The organism is Ruegeria sp. CF8, assembly GCF_056537285.1.
The window spans coordinates 791,310-814,202 of sequence record NZ_JBQFRG010000001.1; the positions used below are offsets into that span (position 1 = coordinate 791,310).

Annotated in this window: 26 protein-coding genes; 13 read left to right on the forward strand and 13 right to left on the reverse strand. The window is 56.9% G+C overall.

Annotation, left to right across the window (positions count from 1 at the left end; all coding sequences use genetic code 11):
- Positions 1-74 precede the first annotated feature (74 nt).
- Together ACR0EV_RS03865 and ACR0EV_RS03870 are read left to right on the forward strand one after the other, a co-directional pair.
- Positions 75-848 carry a beta-keto acid cleavage family enzyme gene (locus tag ACR0EV_RS03865; protein WP_480798872.1) on the forward strand — a complete coding sequence of 258 codons (774 nt, stop codon included), beginning with the start codon at positions 75-77 and terminating at the stop codon, positions 846-848.
- Positions 845-2,161 (forward strand): aspartate aminotransferase family protein, encoded by a 1,317-nt coding sequence (locus ACR0EV_RS03870; RefSeq protein WP_480798873.1) that lies wholly within the window; start codon positions 845-847, stop codon positions 2,159-2,161. The genes ACR0EV_RS03865 and ACR0EV_RS03870 overlap by 4 nt, the downstream gene beginning before the upstream one ends.
- Positions 2,162-2,229: 68 nt before the next feature.
- Here the strand turns inward: ACR0EV_RS03870 and infC are convergent, their stop codons facing one another.
- The 7 genes from infC to cobA form a co-directional block, all read right to left on the reverse strand.
- A complete protein-coding gene (gene infC / locus ACR0EV_RS03875) occupies positions 2,230-2,820 on the reverse strand; it encodes a translation initiation factor IF-3 (protein WP_480656813.1) in 591 nt (196 codons plus the stop codon).
- Positions 2,821-2,935: 115 nt separating this feature from the next.
- Positions 2,936-3,769 carry a ferredoxin--NADP reductase gene (locus ACR0EV_RS03880; RefSeq protein ID WP_480798874.1) on the reverse strand — a complete coding sequence of 278 codons (834 nt, stop codon included), beginning with the start codon at positions 3,767-3,769 and terminating at the stop codon, positions 2,936-2,938.
- 106 nt (positions 3,770-3,875) lie between these two features.
- On the reverse strand, positions 3,876-4,283 hold the full coding sequence (locus ACR0EV_RS03885) for a DUF934 domain-containing protein (RefSeq protein ID WP_480798875.1): 408 nt from the start codon (positions 4,281-4,283) through the stop codon (positions 3,876-3,878).
- A complete protein-coding gene (locus ACR0EV_RS03890; protein WP_480798876.1) occupies positions 4,280-5,041 on the reverse strand; it encodes a phosphoadenylyl-sulfate reductase in 762 nt (253 codons plus the stop codon). The genes ACR0EV_RS03885 and ACR0EV_RS03890 overlap by 4 nt, the downstream gene beginning before the upstream one ends.
- A complete protein-coding gene (locus tag ACR0EV_RS03895; protein ID WP_480798877.1) occupies positions 5,031-6,695 on the reverse strand; it encodes a nitrite/sulfite reductase in 1,665 nt (554 codons plus the stop codon). Before ACR0EV_RS03895 ends, ACR0EV_RS03890 begins: the two co-directional genes overlap by 11 nt.
- 66 nt (positions 6,696-6,761) lie before the next feature.
- Entirely contained in the window at positions 6,762-7,076 is a 315-nt protein-coding gene (locus tag ACR0EV_RS03900) for a DUF2849 domain-containing protein (RefSeq protein ID WP_171089731.1), read from the reverse strand.
- Positions 7,076-7,852, reverse strand: coding sequence for a uroporphyrinogen-III C-methyltransferase (gene cobA / locus ACR0EV_RS03905; RefSeq protein ID WP_480798878.1), 777 nt, complete (start codon positions 7,850-7,852; stop codon positions 7,076-7,078). The genes ACR0EV_RS03900 and cobA overlap by 1 nt, the downstream gene beginning before the upstream one ends.
- Positions 7,853-7,996: 144 nt before the next feature.
- Between cobA and ACR0EV_RS03910 the strand changes: the two genes are divergently transcribed.
- Positions 7,997-8,479 (forward strand): Lrp/AsnC family transcriptional regulator, encoded by a 483-nt coding sequence (locus ACR0EV_RS03910; protein WP_480798879.1) that lies wholly within the window; start codon positions 7,997-7,999, stop codon positions 8,477-8,479.
- Between the two features lie 34 nt (positions 8,480-8,513).
- On the opposite strand, the gene ACR0EV_RS03915 is transcribed toward ACR0EV_RS03910, so the two are convergent.
- Positions 8,514-9,695, reverse strand: coding sequence for a cytochrome P450 (locus ACR0EV_RS03915; RefSeq protein WP_480798880.1), 1,182 nt, complete (start codon positions 9,693-9,695; stop codon positions 8,514-8,516).
- Here ACR0EV_RS03915 and ACR0EV_RS03920 point away from each other — a divergent pair.
- The 7 genes from ACR0EV_RS03920 (at position 9,694) to ACR0EV_RS03950 (ending at position 17,140) form a co-directional block, all read left to right on the forward strand.
- Positions 9,694-11,475 (forward strand): sensor histidine kinase, encoded by a 1,782-nt coding sequence (locus tag ACR0EV_RS03920; protein WP_480798881.1) that lies wholly within the window; start codon positions 9,694-9,696, stop codon positions 11,473-11,475. The two genes, ACR0EV_RS03915 and ACR0EV_RS03920, sit on opposite strands and share 2 nt — an antisense overlap.
- Positions 11,472-12,701, forward strand: a complete 1,230-nt coding sequence (locus ACR0EV_RS03925) for a sigma-54-dependent transcriptional regulator (RefSeq protein WP_480798882.1) — start codon at positions 11,472-11,474, stop codon at positions 12,699-12,701. Before ACR0EV_RS03920 ends, ACR0EV_RS03925 begins: the two co-directional genes overlap by 4 nt.
- A gap of 292 nt (positions 12,702-12,993) precedes the next feature.
- The gene (locus ACR0EV_RS03930; protein ID WP_475195493.1) at positions 12,994-13,995 is read left to right on the forward strand and encodes a DctP family TRAP transporter solute-binding subunit; all 1,002 of its coding nucleotides are present in this window, start codon (positions 12,994-12,996) and stop codon (positions 13,993-13,995) included.
- A gap of 116 nt (positions 13,996-14,111) precedes the next feature.
- On the forward strand, positions 14,112-14,789 hold the full coding sequence (locus ACR0EV_RS03935) for a TRAP transporter small permease (RefSeq protein ID WP_171089745.1): 678 nt from the start codon (positions 14,112-14,114) through the stop codon (positions 14,787-14,789).
- The gene (locus ACR0EV_RS03940; RefSeq protein WP_480798883.1) at positions 14,789-16,165 is read left to right on the forward strand and encodes a TRAP transporter large permease; all 1,377 of its coding nucleotides are present in this window, start codon (positions 14,789-14,791) and stop codon (positions 16,163-16,165) included. The genes ACR0EV_RS03935 and ACR0EV_RS03940 overlap by 1 nt, the downstream gene beginning before the upstream one ends.
- A gap of 151 nt (positions 16,166-16,316) precedes the next feature.
- The gene (locus ACR0EV_RS03945; RefSeq protein ID WP_171668136.1) at positions 16,317-16,628 is read left to right on the forward strand and encodes a DMT family transporter; all 312 of its coding nucleotides are present in this window, start codon (positions 16,317-16,319) and stop codon (positions 16,626-16,628) included.
- Between the two features lie 65 nt (positions 16,629-16,693).
- Positions 16,694-17,140 (forward strand): nucleoside deaminase, encoded by a 447-nt coding sequence (locus ACR0EV_RS03950; RefSeq protein WP_171089751.1) that lies wholly within the window; start codon positions 16,694-16,696, stop codon positions 17,138-17,140.
- Between the two features lie 9 nt (positions 17,141-17,149).
- On the opposite strand, the gene tpiA is transcribed toward ACR0EV_RS03950, so the two are convergent.
- The gene (gene tpiA / locus ACR0EV_RS03955; protein WP_171089753.1) at positions 17,150-17,899 is read right to left on the reverse strand and encodes a triose-phosphate isomerase; all 750 of its coding nucleotides are present in this window, start codon (positions 17,897-17,899) and stop codon (positions 17,150-17,152) included.
- Positions 17,900-18,009: 110 nt separating this feature from the next.
- Entirely contained in the window at positions 18,010-18,375 is a 366-nt protein-coding gene (locus ACR0EV_RS03960; protein WP_171089755.1) for a HesB/IscA family protein, read from the reverse strand.
- Between the two features lie 216 nt (positions 18,376-18,591).
- Here ACR0EV_RS03960 and ACR0EV_RS03965 point away from each other — a divergent pair, with 216 nt between their 5' ends.
- A complete protein-coding gene (locus tag ACR0EV_RS03965; RefSeq protein WP_480798884.1) occupies positions 18,592-18,933 on the forward strand; it encodes a hypothetical protein in 342 nt (113 codons plus the stop codon).
- Positions 18,934-18,973: 40 nt separating this feature from the next.
- On the opposite strand, the gene ACR0EV_RS03970 is transcribed toward ACR0EV_RS03965, so the two are convergent.
- The 3 genes from ACR0EV_RS03970 to ACR0EV_RS03980 all read right to left on the reverse strand — a co-directional run bounded on the left by ACR0EV_RS03970 (position 18,974) and on the right by ACR0EV_RS03980 (position 20,599).
- Positions 18,974-19,336, reverse strand: a complete 363-nt coding sequence (locus tag ACR0EV_RS03970; protein ID WP_171089759.1) for an SUF system Fe-S cluster assembly protein — start codon at positions 19,334-19,336, stop codon at positions 18,974-18,976.
- A gap of 94 nt (positions 19,337-19,430) precedes the next feature.
- A complete protein-coding gene (locus ACR0EV_RS03975; RefSeq protein WP_480798885.1) occupies positions 19,431-19,709 on the reverse strand; it encodes an NfeD family protein in 279 nt (92 codons plus the stop codon).
- On the reverse strand, positions 19,709-20,599 hold the full coding sequence (locus tag ACR0EV_RS03980; protein ID WP_480798886.1) for an SPFH domain-containing protein: 891 nt from the start codon (positions 20,597-20,599) through the stop codon (positions 19,709-19,711). The genes ACR0EV_RS03975 and ACR0EV_RS03980 overlap by 1 nt, the downstream gene beginning before the upstream one ends.
- A 175-nt stretch (positions 20,600-20,774) precedes the next feature.
- On the opposite strand from ACR0EV_RS03980, the gene ACR0EV_RS03985 reads away from it, so the two are divergent.
- A complete protein-coding gene (locus tag ACR0EV_RS03985; protein WP_480798887.1) occupies positions 20,775-21,686 on the forward strand; it encodes a nucleoside hydrolase in 912 nt (303 codons plus the stop codon).
- A 63-nt stretch (positions 21,687-21,749) separates the two neighbouring features.
- A complete protein-coding gene (gene tgt, locus ACR0EV_RS03990) occupies positions 21,750-22,880 on the forward strand; it encodes a tRNA guanosine(34) transglycosylase Tgt (RefSeq protein ID WP_480798888.1) in 1,131 nt (376 codons plus the stop codon).
- Positions 22,881-22,893: the final 13 nt, after the last annotated feature.

Genomic DNA, 22,893 nt, shown 5'->3' on the forward strand with positions numbered 1-22,893 from the left:
ATATGTTTTCTAAAGCGTAAATTGAAAACGAATTGAGTGGAGACTAGCTGCAACCTTGTAAGAGGAAAGAACAGATGAAACCCAATCCCGCTGACGACGACAACACCCCCTATATCCTGGTAGCGCCCAATGGCGCGCGGCGGACTGCAGCAGATCATCCTGCCCTTCCGGTCACGATAGATCAGATCGTCCAAACCGCACGGGCCTGCCATCTTGCCGGAGCACATGGGGTTCATGTTCATGTGCGGGGCGCGAATGGTCAACATTCGCTGGATGCTGGAACGTATCTGGAAATGATCGCCGAATTGCGCCGCATCGCGCCGGGGTTGGATGTTCAAATCACAACCGAAGCGGCAGGTGTCTTTGACGTTCCCGCGCAGCTTGCCTGCCTGGAACAGGTGCAACCGGACTGGGCGTCGATTTCTGTACGAGAGATTGCGCGCGACCCGGACCTTGCGTCGCGTGTCTATGCGCTCTGTGCCGATCAGGGAACGCGGGTGCAGCATATTCTGTACGATGCAGAAGACGCACGGCTTTTGGACCAGTGGCAACACGATGGCATTGTTCGTAAGGATCAGACGGATCGGTTGCTAGTTCTGGGACGCTATAGCGAAGGTCAGCAATCCGTACCGGCAGATCTGGATGCCTTCCCGGATTGTCAAAACCATTGGATGGTCTGCGCGTTTGGCGATCAGGAACACGCCTGTCTGGCCGAAGCAGCGCGGCGCGGGGGCGATGTGCGTGTCGGATTTGAAAACAGCCTGACGGGGCCGGATGGCACGCCGTGGGCGGATAATGCGGCTTCGGTCGCGGCTTTGGTTGAACTGCTTGGAAAGGCCAGGACATGAGTCACGTATTCCCACGCCACACCAAATCGGACCTGCCCGTCGCCGCAGGTGGGGACGGCTGCTATCTGATCGATGCGCAAGGCAAGCGCTACCTGGACTGCGGTGACGCGGCGGTGTCTTGTCTGGGGCATTCCAATCCTGCGGTGATCCGCGCCGTGCAGGATCAGGTGGAGCAGATCGCCTTTGCCCATAGCGGTTTCATGACCTCTGAACCGGCTGAGGCGCTGGCGGACCTGTTGATCCAGCACGCGCCGGGAGATTTGGACCGGGTTTATTTTGTATCGGGCGGGTCCGAGGCAACTGAGGCTGCAATCAAACTGGCGCGTCAGTATTTCCTTGAAATCGGTCAGCCCGAGCGCCGGCATGTCATCGCGCGCAAACAAAGTTACCACGGCAATACGCTGGGCGCTTTGTCAGCCGGGGGCAACGCATGGAGACGGGCTCAGTTCGCGCCTATGCTGATCGAGATGACGCACATCTCGGCCTGTTACGAATACGCCGAAAAACCCGAGGGCGAGAGCAGCTTTGACTATGGTCAGCGCGTTGCCAATGAGCTTGAGGCCGAAATCCTGCGTCTTGGGCCCGAGACCGTTATGGCGTTTATGGCAGAACCGGTGGTTGGCGCAACGCTTGGTGCAGTTCCTGCAGTTGAAGGGTATTTCAAACGTATCCGGGAAATCTGCGACCAATATGGCGTGCTGTTGACCCTGGATGAGGTGATGTGCGGCATGGGGCGAACAGGTCACCTGTTTGCATGCGATTATGACGGCATCGCGCCGGATATTCTATGCATCGCCAAAGGCTTAGGGGCTGGATATCAACCGATTGGAGCCATGCTGTGTACTGGCGTGATCTATGATGCAATTCGGGATGGGTCCGGGTTTTTCCAACATGGGCACACCTATATCGGTCACCCGGTTGCCACAGCTGCCGCGCTCGCGGTGGTCCGTGAGCTGACGGAACGGGATTTGCCAGCCCGCGCTGGGGTCATGGGAGACAAAGTGCAATCGGCCCTAGAGGCTGCGTTTGGTCAGCACCCGAATGTTGGCGATCTACGCGGGCGGGGCCTCTTCCGCGGGATCGAACTTGTGTCGGATCGGGACACCAAGGCTCCGTTCGATCCGTCCTTGGGCATCGCCGCAAAGGTGAAAAAGGCCGCAATGGCCGAAGGCTTGATCTGTTATCCGATGGCGGGAACGCGGGATGGCCGCAACGGTGATCATATTCTGCTGGCGCCGCCCTTTATTATCGAAGGCGCACAGATTGACGAACTTGTCGGCAAATTGGAACGGGCGTTGAGCGCAGTCATCTGACAGCAGCTGAAACGAAAAGGCTCTCACCAATTAAGCGAGAGCCTGTGATCTTGCAGCCTGTGTTCGGCCTATTTCTGCGGAAGCGGGCCGATCATCATGATCATCTGACGGCCTTCCATCTTCGGCATGTTTTCAACTTTGCCGATTTCTTTGATGTCCTCGGCCACACGCTCCAACAATTCGCGACCCAGGTTTTGGTGCGCCATTTCACGTCCGCGGAACCGTAGCGTGACTTTGACCTTGTCACCTTTCTCAAGAAATTTGACGACGTTCTTCATCTTGACGTCGTAGTCATGGGTGTCAGTGTTGGGTCGGAACTTGACCTCTTTCACCTCAATGACTTTTTGCTTCTTGCGGGCTTCGCTTTCGCGTTTTTGCTGTTCGTATTTGTATTTGCCGAAATCCATGATCTTGCAGACCGGCGGGTTCGCATTGGGCGAAATCTCGACAAGGTCAAGGCCGGCATCGGCCGCAAGTTGCATGGCTTTGGCGGGATGAACCACCCCGACGTTTTCACCTTCTGCACCAATCAGGCGAATTTCGGGGGCACGGATTCTGTCATTGACGCGCGGGCCGGTTTCACGTTGAGGCGGCGCGTTGTGAGGTCTGCGAGCTATGGGTTCATTCCTTTGATAATTGCAGAATTTCGAGCCCGGAATTTAAACCGGGCTGCGCCGCACTTCAAGCGGCATAAATACAGGATGATGTGAAAAAACTTGTTTTATCGGGCATTCTTCGCGTTCAGAGCCGGAAAGCCCCGAACGCAAATTGGAATTACCCGACAAAGGCTTTTTCGATCACGAATTCCTTCGGGTCGGAATTTGCGCCTTCGCGCAAGCCGAACCCTTCGAGGATTTCTTTGATATCCAGGTTGAAGGCCAACGATCCACATACCATCGCGCGGTCGGTTTCAGGCTTGATACCGCCTTCAATGCCCAGATCTTCAAACACGGTGCCGTCCTGAAGCAGGGTGGTGATGCGGCCCATCTTGGGGCTGTCTTCCCTGGTGGTGGTGGGGTAGTAGCGGATCTTATCCGCAAAGCCTTCGCCCATCAGCTCAGCCAGAAGTTCGTCCTGACGGATGTTTTCGATCAGCTGACGGCCGTATTCCAGTTCTGCCACTTCGCGGCAGGTGTGGGTGATGATGACCTCGTCATAGTCCTCATAGGTCTGCGGTTCACGCAGCAGCGACGCGAAGGGTGCAAAGCCTGTGCCGGTGGCAAAGAACCACAGGCGTTTGCCGGGCAACAGCGCATCGTGCACCAGGGTGCCGACGGGCTTGGGTCGCAGGATGATCTGATCGCCGGGCTTGATGTGTTGCAATTTCGAGGTCAACGGGCCGTTCTGAACCTTGATCGAATAGAACTCCAATTCTTCATCCCAGGACGGCGACGCAATCGAATAGGCGCGCAGCAACGGTTTGCCGTTGTCGCCCAAAAGGCCGATCATCACAAACTCGCCCGAACGGAAGCGCAGCGAGGCCGGGCGCGAGACCTTGAACGAGAACAGGCTGTCGGTCCAATGCTTCACCTCGGTGACAGTCTGGGCATCTGGCAGAACGGGGGCCTTTACGGCGGTTGCTTCAGTCACGGATTTCATCTCTGTCATCATTTCACTACCGGTCAGCTAAACCGACATCTCCGTTTAATCTTTGATCCAAGTCAGGAAAAGGGGACAGATTGCCCCCTTGCATCACAAGCTGGCGATAGCGGTATTAACCGCGCAAGCGGGCCTGATAGTTGTTGTCTTGCCAATTGGAACGCGCCAGCCACTGATCTTCGGGTTGACGGTCTGCAAGGGCGTGATCGATTTCCACCTCATCGAATCCGCTGCGGCGGGCCATGGCGTATTGGTCCGCCAGCACGTGGCCTTTGGCGCGCAGGCGGCCTTTATAGCCTTTTAGGCGCAGGACGCGCGCAATGGTAAAACCGCGCCCATCCGCAGAGGACGGGAAGTCCACGCGCACCATCTTGGCACTGCCCAAACGGTCAATCAGTTCATCCGGGTCGGTGTCCGAGGCGACGTCCAGCGCGACCACATCATTGGCGGCATCGTCCAGAGTGACAAAGCCGTCGGTCCAGTCATCGGGCGAAAAGCCCTCATCCGTTACGATTACGTTCATGTTTTCTCTCCGGCGCGCATCATCTTGCCATCGACAAAATGGATGCCGCATTCTTCCTTGTTCTGGTCGCGCCAGCGCCCGGCGCGGGGGTCTTCGCCCTCTTTGACAGGCGAGGTGCAGGGCGCACAGCCGATCGAAGGGTATCCTTTGGCCACCAGCGGGTGCCGGGGCAGATTGTTTTCGTCCATGTAGGTGCGCACGTCTTCGGGCGCCCAATGGGCCAGCGGGTTGACCTTGATCCGGCCCGTGCCGTCCTCGACCTCAAAAAAGTCAAGCGCGGCGCGCGTGCCCGACTGAAACCGTTTTCGCCCCGTGATCCAGCCGCAATAGCCCATCAAGGCCTTTTGCAGCGGGAAGGTCTTGCGCAGGTTGCAGCACGCATCCGTATCCCGCAGACGCAATGCGCCATAAGGGTCGTCACGCTGAACATCCTCATCATCTGCACGGATGATTTGGACGTTCTTCAGGCCCAGACGCTCGCTGACCTCCTGCTGATACTCCAGCGTTTCGGTGAATAGCATCTGCGTGTCCACGAACAGCACCGGGGTCATCTTGTCGACCACCGCTGCCATGTGCAGCAACACAACAGACTCGGCCCCAAAGCTTGAGACCAGAGCCAATTTGTCAATTTCCTCCAGCGCGCCGTGCATGACGTCATGCGCAGAATGGTGCCGGAACCGGGCGTTCAGCGCTTCGACCTTTTCTGTCAGTTCGCTGCGGTCTTTGCCCAGTTCCGTCTGGATCAGGTCAAGCGGCATTCGCCTGCGCCTCGGGGTAGAGGGCTGCTTTGAACGGAGCCATGCCAACACGACGGTATGTCTGAAGGAATTCCTCCTCGGCGCTCTCCCGCTGGTTCAGATAGGTGTCGACGATGCGCTCTACGGCGGGCACGATTTCATCATAGGCAAAACCCGGACCAGTGCGGTCGCCAACGGCCGCTGTCTCGGTGCCGTCACCGCCAAGAGTAATCTGGTAGTTTTCAACGCCCGCGCGATCCAGGCCCAGAATGCCGATATGGCCCACGTGGTGGTGACCACATGCGTTGATGCAGCCCGAGATCTTGATTTTCAGGTGACCAATGTCATGCTCCAGCTTCAGTTCATCAAAGCGGGTTGCGATCTGCTGCGCAACCGGGATCGAGCGTGCCGTGGCCAGCGCGCAGTAGTCCATGCCGGGGCAGGCGATGATATCGCTGATCAGGCCGATATTGGCGGTGGCCAACTCGTACTCCTTCAGCTTCGCGTGGATCGCGGGCAGGTCCGATTTGTGGACATGCGGCAGGATCACGTTCTGCTCATGGCTGATGCGCAGCTCGTCATAGGCGAACTCTTCGGCCAGATCCGCCATAACGCGCATCTGCTCGGCCGTTGCGTCGCCCGGTGTCGCGCCGTGCTTTTTGATCGAAATCGTGACAATCGCGTGGTCCGCGTTCTTGTGTGGCGCGATGTTGGTATCGACCCACGACCGGAAGACCGGATCGTTGGTGTAAGCCGACTCAAAGGACGCAACCGAGCCTGTTCGGAAGGCAGGCGCTGCAAAGTGCCCCTTGATCTCTTCCAGCAGGTTCATGTCTGCGCCTTTGAACTGCGGGCGGACCTGCAGGAAGCGTTCGTTCACTTTGGCGCGGATGGCGTCGATGCCGTGCTCATGCACAGTGATCTTGATACGCGCCTTGTATTTGTTGTCACGGCGGCCGATCTGGTTCCAAACCGAAACGGTGGCTTCGAGGTAAGCCAGCAGGTCGTCAAACGCGACAAATTCGGAAAGTTCCTTGCCGATCATTGGGGTCCGGCCCAGACCTCCGCCCACGATCACACGAGCACCCAGAACACCATCACGCTCGACCAGTTGAAGGCCAATGTCATGGGCCTTGATCACGGCGCGGTCGTTTTCGCTGCCGGTGATGGCGATCTTGAACTTACGCGGCATGAACTGGAATTCCGGGTGGTCTGTCGACCACTGGCGCAACAATTCTGCGTAAGGGCGCGGGTCAGCGATCTCATCCGCGGCGGCACCGGCAAAGTGGTCTGCTGTCACATTGCGGATGGTGTTCCCCGAGGTTTGAATCGCGTGCATGTTCACCTCGGCCAGCGCGTCCAGCATATCTGGCACATCTTTCAGCTTGGGCCAGTTGTACTGAATGTTCTGACGGGTGGTGAAATGGCCATAGCCCTTGTCCCACTTTTCGGCCAGCAAGGCCAATTGGCGCATCTGCGCGCTGGACAGGGTGCCATACGGGATGGCGACCCGCAGCATGTAAGCATGCAGCTGCAGATACAGGCCGTTCATCAGGCGCAGGGGTTTGAATTCGTCTTCGGTCAACGACCCGTCAATGCGGCGCTCGACCTGGGCGCGGAACTGTGCGTTGCGCTCTGCCAGAAACTCGTGGTCAAACTCGGAGTAGCGATACATGTCTAGCTGTCCTTGGTTGCAGCCCCGAACCTTGGGGCCATAGAAGGGGAGAGAGAGGGCCTTGGATCAGGCCCGGGGCTGCGAGGAAGATTCCTGTTTGCCGTGGGCATAGTTGGACGGACCAGTCCGGCGGAAGTCTTCCCGAAAATGAGTGGGCTCGGGGCCGTGTTCGCCAGCGACAGCGTCAGCCAGATAGGCACCCACAATCTTGTTGGCCTGGCGCGCGGCATCCAGCAGACGCACCTGAGCGTGAGCTTCGTCGGTGATCAATTCCGCATCGGAAAGATCGCGCGACCAGCGGTCATCTTCGGTTTGATAAATGACATCACCTTCCAGCAGATCATTTGCGGTGACGACTTTGGGGGTAAAAGCGCGGGCCATCAGGCAAGCTCCTTATTGAATTCGGTCACAGCCTGCGCCGCTTCGCGCGGGGCTAGGCCATAGAAAGTCAGGGCCGGGCCGTCCATTTCGGCGGCGGCCAAATCAGTCGGCAATTTGTCCAATGTGGTGGCCAGAATGCGTTGGTTCGGGCGCGAGGCGTTTTCGACCAGCGTGATCGGAGTGGCGCGGTCCGCGCCATGCATGATCAGGCGACCTTGGATGAAACGGGCCGATTTCTTCCCCATGTAAATCGCAGCAACCGATCCTGCGCGCGCCAGCGCGGCCCAGTCGTGATCGGCAAAGCCTTTCATGTCGTGCCCGGTCAGAAACCGCACGGAAGAGTTGCGGCCCCTACGGGTCAGGCTTTGCCCAATGGTTGCAACAGCCGCAGATGCAGCTGTAATGCCGGGGATGATCTGCCAGTCAATGCCGGCGGCCTCGACCGCTTCGATTTCTTCATCCAGACGACCAAACACGGTTGGGTCCCCTGACTTGAGGCGTACCACGCGCTTGCCCTTTTGGGCATAGTCCACCAGAAGCGCATCAATATCGCTTTGCTTCCAGGATGGACCAAACCCGGCTTTGCCGACATCAACCAGTTCTGCGGTTTGGCCGGCCAGATCCAGCACAGGTGCGCTGATCAGGCGGTCATGCAGAACGATATCAGCCTGCTCAAACGCGGTGAGCGCTTTGAGCGTCAGCAATTCGGGATCACCGGGACCGGCGCCGACAAAGTCGACATGTCCTTTGGATCTGATTGTGAGCATGTCCTGCATTGGATCGTCTCGGGTGGGGTTTGACTTGACCTCCAATATAGGAAATATTCCCACTAAAGCGCCATATGGGCGGTCAAATAAGAACATTTGTTCCATTTGTGTTGAGATTTGGAACGAAAACCTCGAATTGGAAGGAAAACTGGAATGTCGGTTCGAATAGACGAAACGGATCGGAAAATTCTGGCCGAGCTGCAACGTGATGCAGGTCAGTCTTTGGATGAAATAGCGGCCCGTGTAGGCAGTTCCAAGACCCCGGTTTGGAATCGTATCCGTAAGCTCAAAGGCGCTGGTATCATTGGTCAGCAAACAGTTTTGCTGGACGCCGAAGCGCTTGGATTCGAGGCAACATTCTTTGTCTTGATCCGTACGTCCGAGCACGAGGCCGAATGGCAACGCAAATTTCTGAAAGCGTTGCGTGATCACCCCGAAGTGCAAGAGGCACACAGGCTGGCTGGCGACATCGACTATATCCTCAAAGTCAGGGTCAAGAATGCCCGCGCCTACGACGTTTTCTATCAATCACTGATTTCAGAGGTGCGGGTGCACAACGTCACGGCGCTTTTGTCGATGGAAGAAATCAAATCCACCACAATGCTGCCGTTGAACGCATTGGTTGAAAAGGTATAGCGACGCGGGCGGTCAGAAAGTTGGAAACGCGCCTTCAGATTTGCACCAAAACCTGCTCCAAGCCATGAAAATGATAGCTGTCCGAATAAGTCGGGGGCGCGGCCAGTCGTAGATCTGGACAGGCATCGAACAGGATTGGAAGCGCGATGCGCATTTCCAACCGTGCCAAAGGCGCACCAACGCAGAAGTGGATTCCGCCACCAAAGCTGGTGATCACATCGATGGACCGCGTGGGGCGGAATGTATTTGGCTCTTGCCAGACGGCGGGGTCGCGGTTCGCGGCCCCCAGCAACAAAGCAACCTGATCGCCGCGTTTGAATCTATGCCCGAAGATCTCGACGTCCTCGTAGGCATAGCGCGTAAACATGTGCAAGGGCGGGTCATAACGCAGGATTTCTTCGATGGTTGAGTCAATCTTGTCTGGTCGTAAGACGCTTGGGTCTGTTTGCGTTTCCAGTAAGGTTTTGACCCCATTCCCCAAGGAGTGCACTGTTGCCTCGTGACCGGCATTCAACAGCAGAATACAGGTCGCGACCAACTCCTCTCGGGAAAGTTTCTCGCCTTCTTCTTCTGCAGCGATCAGTCGTGTAATCAGATCGTCACGCGGATCACGTCGCCTCTGGTCGATATAGTCTTCCAGAAACGTGGTGAATTCCTGCGCCGATTGTGCAGCCTTGTCTTCGGTGTCCCGCGTTCGATTGGCTTGGTACATTGCGACCATGTCGTGCGACCAGCGCAGCAAGTCCGGTGCCATTTCTTCGGGTACTCCCAGCAGACGACAGATCGTAATCACGGGGACCTGAGTGCAATAGGCATGCAAAAGGTCAAACGGCTCTTGTGGGAAGTCCCGGATCAGATCGTGACAAAGGGTTTCAATCGAAGGCTGCAATGCCGTAATCGCCCGCGACGTGAAGGCCCGCATGACCAACGCCCGCAGACGCGTGTGCCGTGGTGGCTCGGCTTCAAGCAGCGAATGTGCCTCGACCGACAGCCATGGGGCCAGATGCGCAGGGACTTGTGTGGCGTGCTCGGGCGGAACTTCGCGCCCGAACCGGCGATCCTTCAGCAAGGTGCGCACGGCCTCGCAGGATACAGCGGCAACCATGCCGTAATCAGTCCAATAGAACAGGTCTCCGGCTTGTCGGGCTGTGTCATAAAACGGATAGGGGTTCTGGACGAAACCCGGTTCTATCGGGGATTGTGAGAGCGACTTCATGCGACGCACACTTGCCACGCGGGGCGTTGAATGCAAGACCCTGTATATGCACAGGGTTTGGTTCATAGCCGGTTTTTTGCTTGCCGTCGGAGTACTGTCCGGATTCGTCTGGTCTTATGGCTACCGTCAGGCATTGTCTCAGCTGAGCGAAAAAGCCGAAGCAGACCTTGAACTGGCGGCCGACCGGCTGAGCACGCAAATGCAGGTGTATCAAGAACTTGCAGTGCTGATGGCGACCCATCCGATTCTGCAAGAATTAGATCAACAAGCCAACATACGACAAGCTCAGGCAATTTTGTTGGACGTTGCAGACAAGACGTCGGCAGTCAACATGATGTACCTGGACCAAAACGGGCAGGTCTTGGTTTCGGCGCAGCCGGTGTCTCAGCGAAATATGGCCGGACACCCCGCTTTCCGTCGTGCAATGCAGGGGGCCTTGGGCAGTGCGCATGAAGTGACGCCCGTAGGGGATGATCGTATCTACTCCTACGCAGCGCCTGCTTTTGGCCCTTTTGGCCAGATCAAAGGCGCACTGATGGTCGTTGCCGATGTTCAGGACGTCGAGCAGACGTGGCGCGGCAGTACCGAGGCGGTTTTCTTTGTCGATGCAGAAGGTGTTGTGTTCATCTCGAACAGGTCGGACCTGCTGTTTTGGTCTCGCCAGGAAGGAGAGGCAGGGCTTACACCGCCCAATGGCGCGATTGTTGATTTTGCATCAACACACGTCGGTGGGCACGAGCTGTGGCAATTGAACTGGGGGCGCTATCTTCCGCGCGACGCTTTGCACCTTACCCTCGAATTGCCGGTCATCGATATGACTGCCGAGGTATTGGTGGACGTGGCCCCAGCCCTGCAACTAGCGCGACTTCAGGCAGCAGCAGTCGCGGCAATCTGTTTGGCATTTGGTGCAATGCTTTTTCTTGCGATGGAACGGCGGCGGACGCTGGCCGAAGCCAATGCGGTTCTGGAAAGCCGAGTGGCCAAACGAACCCTCGATCTGACTATTGCAAACACCAGCTTGCAAAAGGAAGTCGCGGAACGACAGGAAGCCGAAGCGGCGCTGCGGCGGGCGCAGGCGGATTTGGTACAAGCGGGCAAACTCAGTGCACTGGGGCAGATGTCGGCAGGGATCAGCCACGAACTGAACCAGCCCCTGATGGCGATCAGACAGTTTGCGGATAATGGAACGGCTTTCGTGGAACGTGGAAAACCCGAGAAAGCGGCCGAGAACTTGGGCCGTATTTCTGAGATGGCTGCGCGCATGGCGCGGATCATCAAGAACCTGAGGGCCTTTGCCCGTAACGAAAGCGAACCGATGGGGCGCGTGGATTTGGTGCAGGTTCTGAATACGGCCGTTGAACTGACCGAAGCCAGGCTGAACACGGAAAACGTGGCCATGGATTGGCAACCGCCAAACGCGCCTGTTTACGCTTGGGGTGGTGAGGTAAGGCTTGTGCAGGTCTTTGTGAACCTGATCAACAACGCCGCAGATGCGATGAGCCAGCAGGATGAACGCCTTATTCAAATAGTGATCAATAATGGCGAGAGGCTTTCGGTCACTGTACGTGACATAGGCCCCGGCATCGAAAACACGGAAAAGCTGTTTGAGCCGTTCTACACCACCAAGGCCGTAGGCTCGTCCGAAGGTATGGGTCTGGGGCTTTCGATTTCTTACGGGCTTGTTCAGAGTTTCGGCGGAAACATTCGTGGAACCAACGCGCCCACGGGCGCGATGTTTACTGTAGAGTTGGAATACTATCGGGAAGACGAGGCGGCATGACCCGAAAAGTTCTTTTGGTTGATGATGACGCAGCCGTGCGCGAGGCTTTGGCACAAACGCTGGAGCTGGCGGATTTTCAGCCCACTACGGCAGGCTCTTTTGTCGCGGTTAAAGATCACATCCGAGCGGACTTTCCCGGTGTCATAATTTCGGACATCCGAATGCCGGGCCGGGACGGATTCCATCTCTTGAGCTATGCAAGAGAGGTCGATCCCGATCTTCCTGTCATTCTTCTGACTGGCGAAGGGGATGTTCCCATGGCCGTTGATGCAATGGGTAAGGGCGCGTTCGATTTTCTGGAAAAACCCTGTGCCGCGTCCGATCTGCTGGATGTGCTGGAGCGTGCGTTCGCAGCCCGGTCCGAGGTCATCGAGCAGAGGGCAATGAGATCCGAACTCGAACGCGGTGACCCGGCCGCACGATTGCTGTTTGGCCTGTCGCCCCAGGCAGAGGCGTTGCGCGAAAGGGTTCGCGCCGTTGCGCCCACACAGGCCGAAGTTCTGGTGACTGGCCCTCCTGGCAGTGGCATCTCAAAAGTAGCTGAGGTCGTGCACCTGATGTCGTCTGTGGGGCAGGGGCCGTTCGTGAAACGCCCGGCCTCGACGCTCAGCCCCGAAGATCTGGCCCGCAGTTGTGAGGATGCAGCGGGTGGGTCGCTGTTTCTTGACGAGGTTTCGGCCATGCCGCAGGCCACGCAATTTGCGGCGCTTGAACTGATCGAACAAGGGCCGGATGGTCGGATCATTGCTGGCACCACCGCTGATCTATCTGCCTTAAGTGCCGAAGGCCGTTTCAATGCCGATCTTTTCTATCGGCTGGACGTGATGCGCGTTCGGATTCCATCTTTGGCAGAGCGGCCTGATGATATTCCCGTTATCTTTCGTCACTACGTGGCGCAGGCAGCTGAGCAGGCAGGGATTCCGGTTCCCGAGATTTCTTCTGAACATCTGGCGGTGTTAATGGCCAGCGACTGGCCGGGGAATGCGCGGTCGCTCATGTCCGCCGCGATGCGCTTTGTTCTGGGGATGCCGGAAGAGGTCGCGCAGGCTACGGATCTGGGCCTCAGTGAACAAATGGCGCGTGTTGAACGATCACTGCTGATCGCGGCGCTGGGGCGGCACAATGGTAAGGCGTCAGAGGCAGCAAAGGCGCTGAAGCTTCCGCGAAAGACCTTTTATGACAAGTTGGCGCGTTACCAAATCCGACCAGAGGATTACCGGAGGTAATTCAGCCGACAAACGGAACCTCCACATTGATTCGCATGGATGATTCGAAAATTGTGCGGAAATCCGCACAAGTGGCATTTTCATGTGTGCGGATTTTCGCACGTTGAAGAAAAGGTGATTCTTGGCGTTGTGTTAGATTTGATGTAACGCAATGAAATTACGTGAATAAATACCTCCGTCTGACCGCCAGAGGGAAAAGTTGTGTGGTTGCGGCTGAGTCGCTTCACTGCACGCCATACGGCGCCAACCCGGCGCTGATCGCTTGTTTCTTGGAAGTCTGGGAGGAAAACAGATGAAGATTTTGACAACAGCCGCAACGGCTCTGGCGCTGACGGTCACCGCAACTGCGGGGATGGCGGCCTGTGACGACGGTGAGATTGTTGTGAAGTTCGCGCATGTGACGAACACCGATAAACACCCCAAAGGCATCGCGGCCTCGCTGCTGGAACAGCGCGTCAATGACGAGATGAACGGCGTGATGTGCATGGAGGTCTATCCGAACTCGACCCTTTACAACGATGACAAGGTGCTTGAGGCGATGCTGCAAGGCGACGTTCAACTGGCCGCGCCGTCCTTGTCAAAATTCGAGAAGTTCACCAAACAGTTCCGCCTGTTCGACCTGCCGTTCATGTTCAAAAACATCGATGCCGTAGACGCATTCCAGGCGTCGGCCGATGGCCAGGCGATGAAAGACAGCATGCAGCGCCGTGGTCTGCAGGGGCTGGCCTTCTGGCACAATGGCATGAAGCAGATGTCGGCCAACAAGCCGCTGGAAGATCCGTCAGACGCAAACGGCCTGAAATTCCGCGTACAGTCCTCGGACGTGTTGGTTGCACAGATGGAAGCGATCGGTGGCAGCCCACAGAAAATGGCGTTCTCTGAAGTTTACGGTGCGCTGCAGCAGGGTGTTGTGGACGGGCAGGAGAACACCTGGTCAAACATCTATGGCAAGAAGTTCTTCGAAGTTCAGGACGGCATCACCGAGACCAACCACGGTATCATCGACTATCTGGTTGTGACCTCGGTTGACTGGCTGGACAGCCTGGACCCGGAAGTGCGTGATCAGTTCACAACCATTCTGGCCGAAGTGACCGAGACCCGGAACAAAGAAGCCTTTGCAGTGAACGAAGCGGCCAAAGCCTCGATCACTGACGCGGGTGGTATCATTCGTGAACTGTCACCTGAACAGCGTCAGGCGTGGGTTGATGCAATGAAGCCTGTCTGGGATCAGTTCGCCGGTGACGTTGGTCAGGACAAGATCGACGCGGCACAAGCCATCAACGCCGGTTTCTAAACCGGATCGAGGCCACGCGTCCGGGGACTGGGGAGTATTCGACGCGTAGGCCGGGCGGGCTGACAAAGCCCGCCCACACACACTCTCTCATCATCAAAAAATGCGGGGACAGATAGATGTCTGGTGCGAAATCCGGCCAAGGCGGGCTGGTCGACCATATCGAAGAAACCCTGATTGCGTTGCTGTTGGGCCTTATGACGGTCGTAACCTTTGCCAACGTGATTGCGCGGTTTGTTTTCAACTCAAATATCTTGTGGGCGCTTGAGCTGACGGTGTTCACTTTTGGCTGGCTGGTGCTGCTGGGTGCGTCGTATGCGGTGAAGAAACATGCGCATTTGGGTGTGGATGCCATTCTGAACATGCTGTCGCCAGCACCACGGCGTATTCTTGCGCTGATTGCAGTGGGCTGCTGCCTGGTGTTTTCGTTGCTGATGCTGAAAGGGGCCTATGATTATTGGGCCGTCTTTGCCGATTTGCCGCCCACATCCGGGCGCTGGTTCCCGACCGGGTTCAATTTCGACGCCCGAAGCCAGAGTTTTTATGAGGTCGACGACATTCCGATGGTCGCGCCTTTGAGGTTCCTTGAGGACCTGATCAACTATGGCGAGTATTACGAAAAACTGCCTAAAGTTGTTCCCTACTTCATCCTGCCCCTATCGATGTTGCTGCTGGTCATCCGTTTTGCGCAGGTTGCCGTTCAAATCTGGCGTGGCGAGACAGATCGCCTTGTCGCCAGCCACGAAGTCGAGGACGAGATCGAAGAAGTCCGCGCTCAGCAAGGAGAGCATAACTGATGGACGTCATTCTTCTCTTCTCGATGGTCATCGGCCTGCTGCTGATCGGTGTTCCGATTGCGGTGGCGCTTGGCCTCAGCTCGACCCTTTTTCTACTGATCTATTCGGACAGTTCACTGGCGTCAGTCGCAGGAACTTTGTTTGAGGCGTTCGAGGGTCACTTTACCCTTCTAGCAATCCCGTTCTTCATTCTGGCCTCGTCTTTCATGACAACGGGCGGCGTGGCACGGCGTATCATCCGGTTCTCGATTGCCTGTGTCGGGCACTTGCCCGGTGGGCTGGCGATTGCGGGCGTGTTTGCCTGTATGCTGTTCGCTGCACTTTCAGGGTCGTCGCCGGCTACCGTTGTGGCCATCGGTTCTATTGTCATCGCCGGGATGCGGCAGGTGGGCTATTCCAAGGAATTTGCCGCAGGCGTGATCTGTAACGCAGGGACACTGGGTATTTTGATCCCACCATCCATCGTGATGGTTGTTTACGCCGCCGCAGTCGAGGTTTCGGTTGGGCGCATGTTCCTGGCGGGTGTCATTCCGGGACTTATGGCGGGTCTGATGCTGATGATCACCATTTACGTCATGGCGAAGGTCAAGAACCTGCCCAAAGGTGATTGGAAAGGTTGGGGAGAGGTCTTTACCTCGGCGCGCGAGGCCGGTTGGGGCCTGTTCCTGATCGTCATCATTCTGGGCGGTATCTACGGGGGTATCTTTACCCCGACTGAAGCCGCTGCTGTTGCCGCTGTCTACGCGTTCTTTATCGCCAGCTTTGTCTACAAAGACATGGGGCCGCTCAGCACAGAGGAAGGTCAATCGAACCTTTCATTGCTGAAGAAGCCATATGCGCTGGTGACGGCTTTCTTCCACCCGGACACGAAGCACACGCTGTTCGAGGCGGGCAAGCTGACGGTCACGCTGCTATTCGTCATTGCCAACGCGCTGATCCTGAAACACGTGCTGACGGATGAGCAGGTGCCCCAGCATATCGCAAGTGCCATGCTGTCAGCGGGTCTTGGGCCGGTCACTTTTCTGATCGTAGTCAACGTGATCTTGCTGATCGGCGGTCAATTCATGGAACCCTCGGGACTGCTGGTCATCGTGGCGCCGCTGGTGTTCCCGATCGCCATCGAGCTGGGCATCGATCCTATCCACCTGGGCATCATCATGGTGGTGAACATGGAGATAGGGATGATTACTCCTCCGGTCGGGCTGAACTTGTTCGTGACCTCTGGCGTGGCCGGGATGCCGATGATGAGCGTTGTTAAGGCAGCACTGCCGTTCCTGGCGGTCCTGTTCGTCTTCCTGATCATGGTGACGTACATACCGTGGATATCGACCTTCCTGCCCAACACCTTCATGGGGCCGGAAATCATCACAAACTAGCGGGCCTGACCCGTATCGCCGGGCGGTTGCGACTGCCCGGCCTTTTCATGCCTTGAAACACCCGTGCGGGTGCTTATCTAACGGACAGAGGACGACCTCCCCAACACGGGTAGATCATGCGGGACGACCCGCTTTGACAAGAGGTCATCTAATGGCATGGATCATGCTGCTTATTGCCGGAATTCTTGAAGTTGTCTGGGCGGGTGCGATGAAGCAATCCGCCGGGTTCACGCGGCTTTTGCCGACCGCGATTATGGGAGTGTCCATGATCGGGTCTTTCGGCCTGCTGGCGCTGGCGATGCGTGAACTGCCGCTGAGCACGGCCTATACGATTTGGGTTGGCATCGGCGCAGTGGGGGCTTTTGTGGTGGGGATTGCCCTGCTGGGCGAGGCGGTGACGCCGCTGCGGGTTCTGGCGGCGCTGCTGATCATTGCCGGAATTATTACCATGAAGCTGGCCTGATCCGTTGACGGTCGGGGCGTCATTGGGCAGGCTGCCGGTACACGCCCCAACCAAGGATCATCCCTATGTTGACCGAGACCGACAGCCGCCTGCTGCGCATCGCCTTTGATGAGGCGAAAGTCGGGTATGATGAGGGCGGCTGTCCCATCGGTTCGGTCCTGGCCCGTGGGGGCGAGGTTGTGGCGCGCGGACGGAATCAGAGAGTTCAGGGCGGTGATCCGATTGCCCATGGCGAGATGGACGCGTTACGCAAGGCCGGGCGGCAGAAAACCTATCGCGACACGGTGCTGTATACGTCGCTGTCGCCCTGCATGATGTGTTCGGGCACCATCGTTCAATTCGGTATTCCGCGCGTCGTGATCGGTGACACGCAGAACTTCGGAGGCAACGAAGACTTCCTGCGCGAGCGCGGGGTCGAAGTGGTTATAGCCAACGACCCCGACTGCATCGCGCTGATGCAACGATTTATCGAAGAAAAACCAGAGCTTTGGGCCGAAGATATTGCCGAATAGCGACCGGGGTCAGATGCTTTCCAGCGCCTGAATAATGCCCGAGAAATCCGTAGCCTTCAGACTGGCCCCACCGACCAAAGCGCCATCCACATTCGAGACCGCAAAGATATCGGCCGCATTGCTGGGTTTGACGGACCCGCCGTAAAGCAGTCGCACTGACCGGCCCACGCCTTCGCCAAAACGACGTTCCAGCCGGGCGCGCATGAAGTCGTGAACCTCGCCGATCTCTTCCAGGGTGGGAACCTTGCCAGTTCCAATCGCCCAGATCGGCTCGTATGCGACGATCAGGTTTTCACCTGTTGATTGATCCGGGATCGAGCCGGACATCTGACCGCCGATAATATCGAGCGTGTTGGCCGCCTCACGCTGTTCCAGACTTTCACCGACGCAAATGACCGCTTTTAGGCCCGCGTCCATCGCCGCGCGGGCTTTGGCGCGTACGTCCTCGTCATGCTCTCCGTGATCCACACGACGTTCTGAATGGCCCAGAATGACCGAAGTCGCACCGGCATCCAGCAGCATATCTGCGCTGATGTCGCCTGTATGCGCCCCGGAATGTTCCGCGTGACAATCCTGCCCACCAACAGTTATCGCCGAGCCAGCCACAGTATCGGTGGCGCGGCTGAGCAAGGTGGCGGGAGGGCAGATCAGAATATCGACCGACGCTTCGGGATGGCTTTGTGACAGCGTTTCAAGTTCACTCAGCGCCGCGCCGGTTCCGTTCATCTTCCAGTTTCCAGCCGCCAGCTTCCGCCGCATACCCGTATCTCCCTGATCATTCGATGATTTAAGGATGCGGATAGCATTGTCTGCGCAATCTTACAATTCCGCTTGCAGACCTGACAGGGACTGGTGCCTCGACCGATGATTTAGCTTTGCTGAGCGATGGTTTCGTCGAACTTGATCGATTCACCGCAGCCACAGGAATCAACAACATTCGGGTTTTTGAACTTGAACCCCGATTCCAACAGTGAGACTTCATAATCAATCTCGGTCCCAAACAGGAACATCTGGGCCATCGGTGCGATCATGACGCGCGCGCCGTCCTGTTCGACAACCTCGTCATGCGGATCTGCCTGATCCACATATTCCATGGTATATTCCATGCCTGCACAGCCGCCTTTCTTGACACCAATGCGCAGGCCAGCGTGACCGCCTGAATTCATCAAGCGGGTGATCTGCTCTGCGGCTTTAGGCGTCATGGTCACAGCCTGTTTGCCGGGGATGCCGAACATGTAAGTCTCCGTTGTCGCGCGTCCTACTCAATTTAGGGCTCAATGGTCGCAGGCTCAAGATCGACCGGGTTAAAGATTTACGCAAGAACGCTCATATTGCAGTTCAAGGTTGACGCCCTGCAACCTTGCATTGCGCCAGAAAGCGGGTTTAGCTGTGTCTGAACACGCAGATTGCAGTGTTGGGAGAGAACATTTTAGGATGGAAAGGACATTGTTATGAATAAGTTATTGAGCGCTTCTAAACCTGTTCTGCAAGGATCGATCTTTGCTCTGGCGGTTGCCGGTTTCACATCCGGGGATGCATCAGCCGCCACGGACGCTGAAAGGCATCCGGTCAACTGTGCAACAGCCGAGGGCGATCTGCGCGCGATTGAGGCGGAAAAGAAACATGCCGAAGACAAGCAATTGGAAAGCGTTGCCTCGCTGACTCCTGCAGGGGCTTTGCTGGGTCTGGTCACGGGAACCGAGCACAAACACTTGCAAATGCTGTCTGGCGACTATGTCAAAGCGCTGAGCGACCGGGCGGCAGAAATCAAAAAAACCTGCAATCTAAATTGATATGCATTCGGGCAAACAGGCAAAGCGTAGGGCTTTAGGTTTACATAAAGCCCAGTTCCAGTCGCGCTTCGTCTGACATCATCTCCATGCCCCAGGGCGGTTCCCAGGTCAGTTCAACGTCAACTTCTTTGACGCCCGCGACCGGTTCGATTGCTTCCATGATCCAGCCGGGCATGTCACCGGCGACGGGACAGCCGGGCGCGGTCAGGGTCATGATCACCTTAACGGCGTTATCCGCAGTAATATCAATCGTGTAGATCAAGCCGAGGTCATAGATGTTGACCGGGATTTCCGGGTCGTAGACTGTGCGGCACGCTTCGACCACGGCGTCGTACAGTGGGTGTTCAATTGTTGACGGCGCAATCAGCGGGGTGCCTTCAAACTGTTCGCTCGGGTGAGTCATCTTTGCCTCGGGTCAGTTGCCTGAGTGATTATATAGGGAATAGCCGCAACAGCGTCCAGTGGTGGCGTGGCGCTCAGATGAGCGCCACCGCGATTCAGTCATTGATATCGTGATTGAAGGTTTTGACCTGTCCATGGGGCAACGCAAAGAGTTTGCGCAAGACAAGCCATGCGATCAGCGACAGTACCGCGAAGACCAGCAGAAGGACAGGCAGGGACAGTGACAGGCCCGGAATGATCAGGATCAGACCCGTGATCGCTGCGCCGATGGCGAAGCCCAGAAAGATGAATCCGGGCAGAACGATTTCAAGGATACCCAGCGCAAGTGCGGCGGCGAGCCAGATCCACCAGGTCAGCCAGAAAGGGTCGGCCATCATCTTCCTCCTTTGAGCATTTTGAACGCATCTCCAAAAGCTTCCAAAGCGTTGGCTGGCACCACAATTGTCTGTTTTCCGGTGCCGTTGCCCAGTGCATTGAGGGCTTCAACCTGTTTCAACGCAACCTGATACTGGGCCGCTTCGATGCCGTTGTCCTGAATGGCCTTCGCTACAACGCCCGTGGCGTACGCTTCGGCCTCGGCCTGAATGCGACGGGCTTTGGCGGATTGTTCAGCCGCGTAAAGCTCGGCATCGGCCTGCAGCTCAACGGCGCGCTTCTGGCCTTCGGCTTCGGTCACTTGCGCGCGGCGGGCGCGTTCAGCGTTCAGCTGCTGTAGCATGGCGTCGCGGGTCGCCTGATCAAGGTTCACATCCAGAATCTCGGCCCGGGTGACTTCGATGCCCCAGTCATCTACTGCAGTTTCAACGCTTTCCTGGATGCGTGTGATCAACTGCGCGCGGTTAGACTGCACTTCGTCCAGATCCATCTTGCCGATCTCTGCCCGTACGATACCGGCAACGGTGGTAGCAATCGCGCCGTCCACATCACGAATGCGGTAAACTGTCTTTTCCGGCTCGAGAATACGGTAGAAGACCGAGGTATCAATCTGCACCAAGACGTTGTCTTTGGTGATTGCGTCTTGTGTCGCATTGGGTAACTGGCGTTCGAGGATCGAAATCTTGTGCCGTGCAACATCCAGAAACGGAACGATAAAGTTGATACCGGGGCCAAGCACCGAATGAAGACGGCCAAACCGTTCAACTACAAACTTCTCGGATTGCGGCACGATCTTGATGCCCTTGAGAATAACGACAATCACCAGCACAGCGGCCAGCAGGTAAATGATGTTTGACGAAATCAACCCAATAATTTGATCTTCGGTCATTCTGTCCTCTTATTTTTGTGTACTATGGTATACATGTGGGGATTGAGTCGCCCGATTTCAACTCTGGTATGAGTGGATTGGAGCGGTATGCAAATGCCTGAAAACGTGAATGTTGTATGGAAAGTTGCCTCTGTGACCGCTTTGCATCCCACCGCGTTTGCGATATCGGGCGGGGATGAAACTGATTATCGATACAGATCCCGGCATCGACGATGCCATGGCCATTGCCTACGCGGCTGCCGCGCCTGAAATCAACCTGATCGGACTAACGACCGTTTTCGGCAATACGTATGTCCATCAATCCAGCCGCAACGCACGGTTCTTGTTGCATAAACTTGGGTTGAACCTGCCTGTGGCCCAAGGTGCTGCGGTTCCTTTGGGAGCTGACACACATGCCCCATCCGAGCATGTTCATGGGCCCGAAGGTTTTGGAGACATGACCGAAATCCCCGATATCGGACAGAACCACGCGCTGCCAGCAGCCGAGTTTCTGGTTGAAATGGCCCGAGCCCACAAGGGCGAACTGGTGGTCTGCGCCGTAGGTCCCTTGACCAATATTGCCAACGCGATGCGTCTGGACCCGGAATTTGCAGACAACTTGCGCGAACTGGTGATCATGGGGGGCGCAGTTTATTGTCCGGGTAACGTCACCCATCACGCCGAAGCCAATATCTATCACGACGCTCTTGCCGCTGCAGAGGTCTTTTCCGCGCCGCCAAACACTGTTCTGGTCGGATTGGATGTGACGTTGAAGACGCTTTACGAAACAGCGGATTTTGAAGCGCTGGCGCAAAACTCACTCGGTATGGGGGCGTTTCTGCGCGACATCTCCAGATTCTATCTGAAGTTTTACAAAGAGATCGGTGGGTTGGAAGGCTGCGGCCTGCACGATTCCACAGCGGTGATTGCGTGTTCCCATCAATCCATGTTCGACATGGTTGAAACCGGGCTGCGTGTTGTCACCGAAGGCGATCAAATGGGCGCGACGCAACCTGATCCTGAACGTCCCGCGATCCGGGTGTGTCGCGATGTGGACGGGGCAGGGGTTGTACGTCTGTTCACCGACCGCGTGACCTCGTTGCCCTGACGGGTTGCAAAGACGGAACGGATCGGGCAAAGCCTGCCCGGTTCGGCGATCCGAGGCGATGATATGACGCAGAAATTCTCATTTGAGCTTAAGGCAACAGACGGCAAAGCGCGTACAGGTGTGATCAGCACGCCGCGCGGAGAGGTGCGGACGCCGGCCTTTATGCCTGTGGGCACAGCCGCGACGGTCAAAGCAATGATGCCCGAAAGTGTGCGTGCCACCGGGGCGGATATTCTGCTGGGCAACACCTATCACCTGATGCTGCGTCCAACAGCGGAACGGATTGATCGTTTGGGCGGGTTGCACAAGTTCATGAACTGGGACCGCCCCATTCTGACCGACTCAGGCGGGTTTCAGGTCATGTCCTTGGCCGGGCTGCGCAAACTGACCGAGAAGGGCGTGACCTTCAAATCTCATATCGATGGGTCAAAGCATGAGCTGACGCCCGAGCGGTCAATGGAGATTCAGCGCTTGTTGGGCTCGGACATTGTGATGTGTTTTGACGAATGCCCCGCGCTGCCCGCCGACCGGGAACGCATCGCCGAGTCTATGCGGTTGTCGATGCGTTGGGCCGAACGGTCGCGTGACGCGTTCGGGGATCGTCCGGGGCATGCGCTGTTTGGCATCATGCAAGGTGGGTTAGAACAGGACCTGCGTGAAGAAAGCGCCGAAGCACTTAAATCCATTGGGTTCGAAGGCTACGCAGTAGGCGGGTTGGCAGTGGGTGAGGGGCAGGAGGCCATGTTTGGCTGCCTCGAATTCGCCCCCGATTTTCTGCCTGAAGACAAACCGCGTTACCTGATGGGTGTCGGCAAGCCCGATGATATCGTTGGCGCCGTCGCGCGTGGGATCGACATGATGGACTGCGTGTTGCCATCGCGTTCCGGCCGCACGGGGCAAGTGTTCACACGTCGCGGTGTGGTCAACATCAAAAACGCCCGCCATGCGGATGACCCGCGTCCGCTGGATGAAAACTGCACATGTCCCGCCTGTTCGAACTACTCGCGCGCCTATTTGCACCATGTGTTTCGCGCCAACGAGATGATCTCGGGCATGTTGCTGACCTGGCACAACCTGCATTACTTCCAAGAGATCATGCAGGGCATGCGCGATGCGATTGCTGCCGGTACTTTCGACGCCTGGCAAGCCGAGTTCCACGCACAGCGCGCGCAGGGCGATATTGAGCCGCTTTGACAGTCAACTGCGA

Coding starts and splice junctions, on each gene's coding strand:
- ACR0EV_RS03870 (WP_480798873.1), top strand. CDS start 845: ATGAGTCACGTATTCCCACGCCACACCAAATCGGACCTGCCCGTCGCC.
- ACR0EV_RS03865 (WP_480798872.1), top strand. CDS start 75: ATGAAACCCAATCCCGCTGACGACGACAACACCCCCTATATCCTGGTA.
- ACR0EV_RS03945 (WP_171668136.1), top strand. CDS start 16,317: ATGGCATGGATCATGCTGCTTATTGCCGGAATTCTTGAAGTTGTCTGG.
- ACR0EV_RS03900 (WP_171089731.1), bottom strand. CDS start 7,076: ATGGCCCGCGCTTTTACCCCCAAAGTCGTCACCGCAAATGATCTGCTG.
- ACR0EV_RS03880 (WP_480798874.1), bottom strand. CDS start 3,769: ATGACAGAGATGAAATCCGTGACTGAAGCAACCGCCGTAAAGGCCCCC.
- ACR0EV_RS03910 (WP_480798879.1), top strand. CDS start 7,997: ATGTCGGTTCGAATAGACGAAACGGATCGGAAAATTCTGGCCGAGCTG.
- ACR0EV_RS03930 (WP_475195493.1), top strand. CDS start 12,994: ATGAAGATTTTGACAACAGCCGCAACGGCTCTGGCGCTGACGGTCACC.
- cobA (WP_480798878.1), bottom strand. CDS start 7,852: ATGCAGGACATGCTCACAATCAGATCCAAAGGACATGTCGACTTTGTC.
- ACR0EV_RS03975 (WP_480798885.1), bottom strand. CDS start 19,709: ATGGCCGACCCTTTCTGGCTGACCTGGTGGATCTGGCTCGCCGCCGCA.
- ACR0EV_RS03960 (WP_171089755.1), bottom strand. CDS start 18,375: ATGTTCGGCATCCCCGGCAAACAGGCTGTGACCATGACGCCTAAAGCC.
- ACR0EV_RS03950 (WP_171089751.1), top strand. CDS start 16,694: ATGTTGACCGAGACCGACAGCCGCCTGCTGCGCATCGCCTTTGATGAG.
- ACR0EV_RS03970 (WP_171089759.1), bottom strand. CDS start 19,336: ATGACTCACCCGAGCGAACAGTTTGAAGGCACCCCGCTGATTGCGCCG.
- ACR0EV_RS03985 (WP_480798887.1), top strand. CDS start 20,775: ATGAAACTGATTATCGATACAGATCCCGGCATCGACGATGCCATGGCC.
- ACR0EV_RS03895 (WP_480798877.1), bottom strand. CDS start 6,695: ATGTATCGCTACTCCGAGTTTGACCACGAGTTTCTGGCAGAGCGCAAC.
- ACR0EV_RS03890 (WP_480798876.1), bottom strand. CDS start 5,041: ATGCCGCTTGACCTGATCCAGACGGAACTGGGCAAAGACCGCAGCGAA.
- ACR0EV_RS03885 (WP_480798875.1), bottom strand. CDS start 4,283: ATGAACGTAATCGTAACGGATGAGGGCTTTTCGCCCGATGACTGGACC.
- tpiA (WP_171089753.1), bottom strand. CDS start 17,899: ATGCGGCGGAAGCTGGCGGCTGGAAACTGGAAGATGAACGGAACCGGC.
- ACR0EV_RS03925 (WP_480798882.1), top strand. CDS start 11,472: ATGACCCGAAAAGTTCTTTTGGTTGATGATGACGCAGCCGTGCGCGAG.
- ACR0EV_RS03920 (WP_480798881.1), top strand. CDS start 9,694: ATGCGACGCACACTTGCCACGCGGGGCGTTGAATGCAAGACCCTGTAT.
- ACR0EV_RS03980 (WP_480798886.1), bottom strand. CDS start 20,599: ATGACCGAAGATCAAATTATTGGGTTGATTTCGTCAAACATCATTTAC.
- ACR0EV_RS03965 (WP_480798884.1), top strand. CDS start 18,592: ATGAATAAGTTATTGAGCGCTTCTAAACCTGTTCTGCAAGGATCGATC.
- ACR0EV_RS03935 (WP_171089745.1), top strand. CDS start 14,112: ATGTCTGGTGCGAAATCCGGCCAAGGCGGGCTGGTCGACCATATCGAA.
- tgt (WP_480798888.1), top strand. CDS start 21,750: ATGACGCAGAAATTCTCATTTGAGCTTAAGGCAACAGACGGCAAAGCG.
- ACR0EV_RS03915 (WP_480798880.1), bottom strand. CDS start 9,695: ATGAAGTCGCTCTCACAATCCCCGATAGAACCGGGTTTCGTCCAGAAC.
- ACR0EV_RS03940 (WP_480798883.1), top strand. CDS start 14,789: ATGGACGTCATTCTTCTCTTCTCGATGGTCATCGGCCTGCTGCTGATC.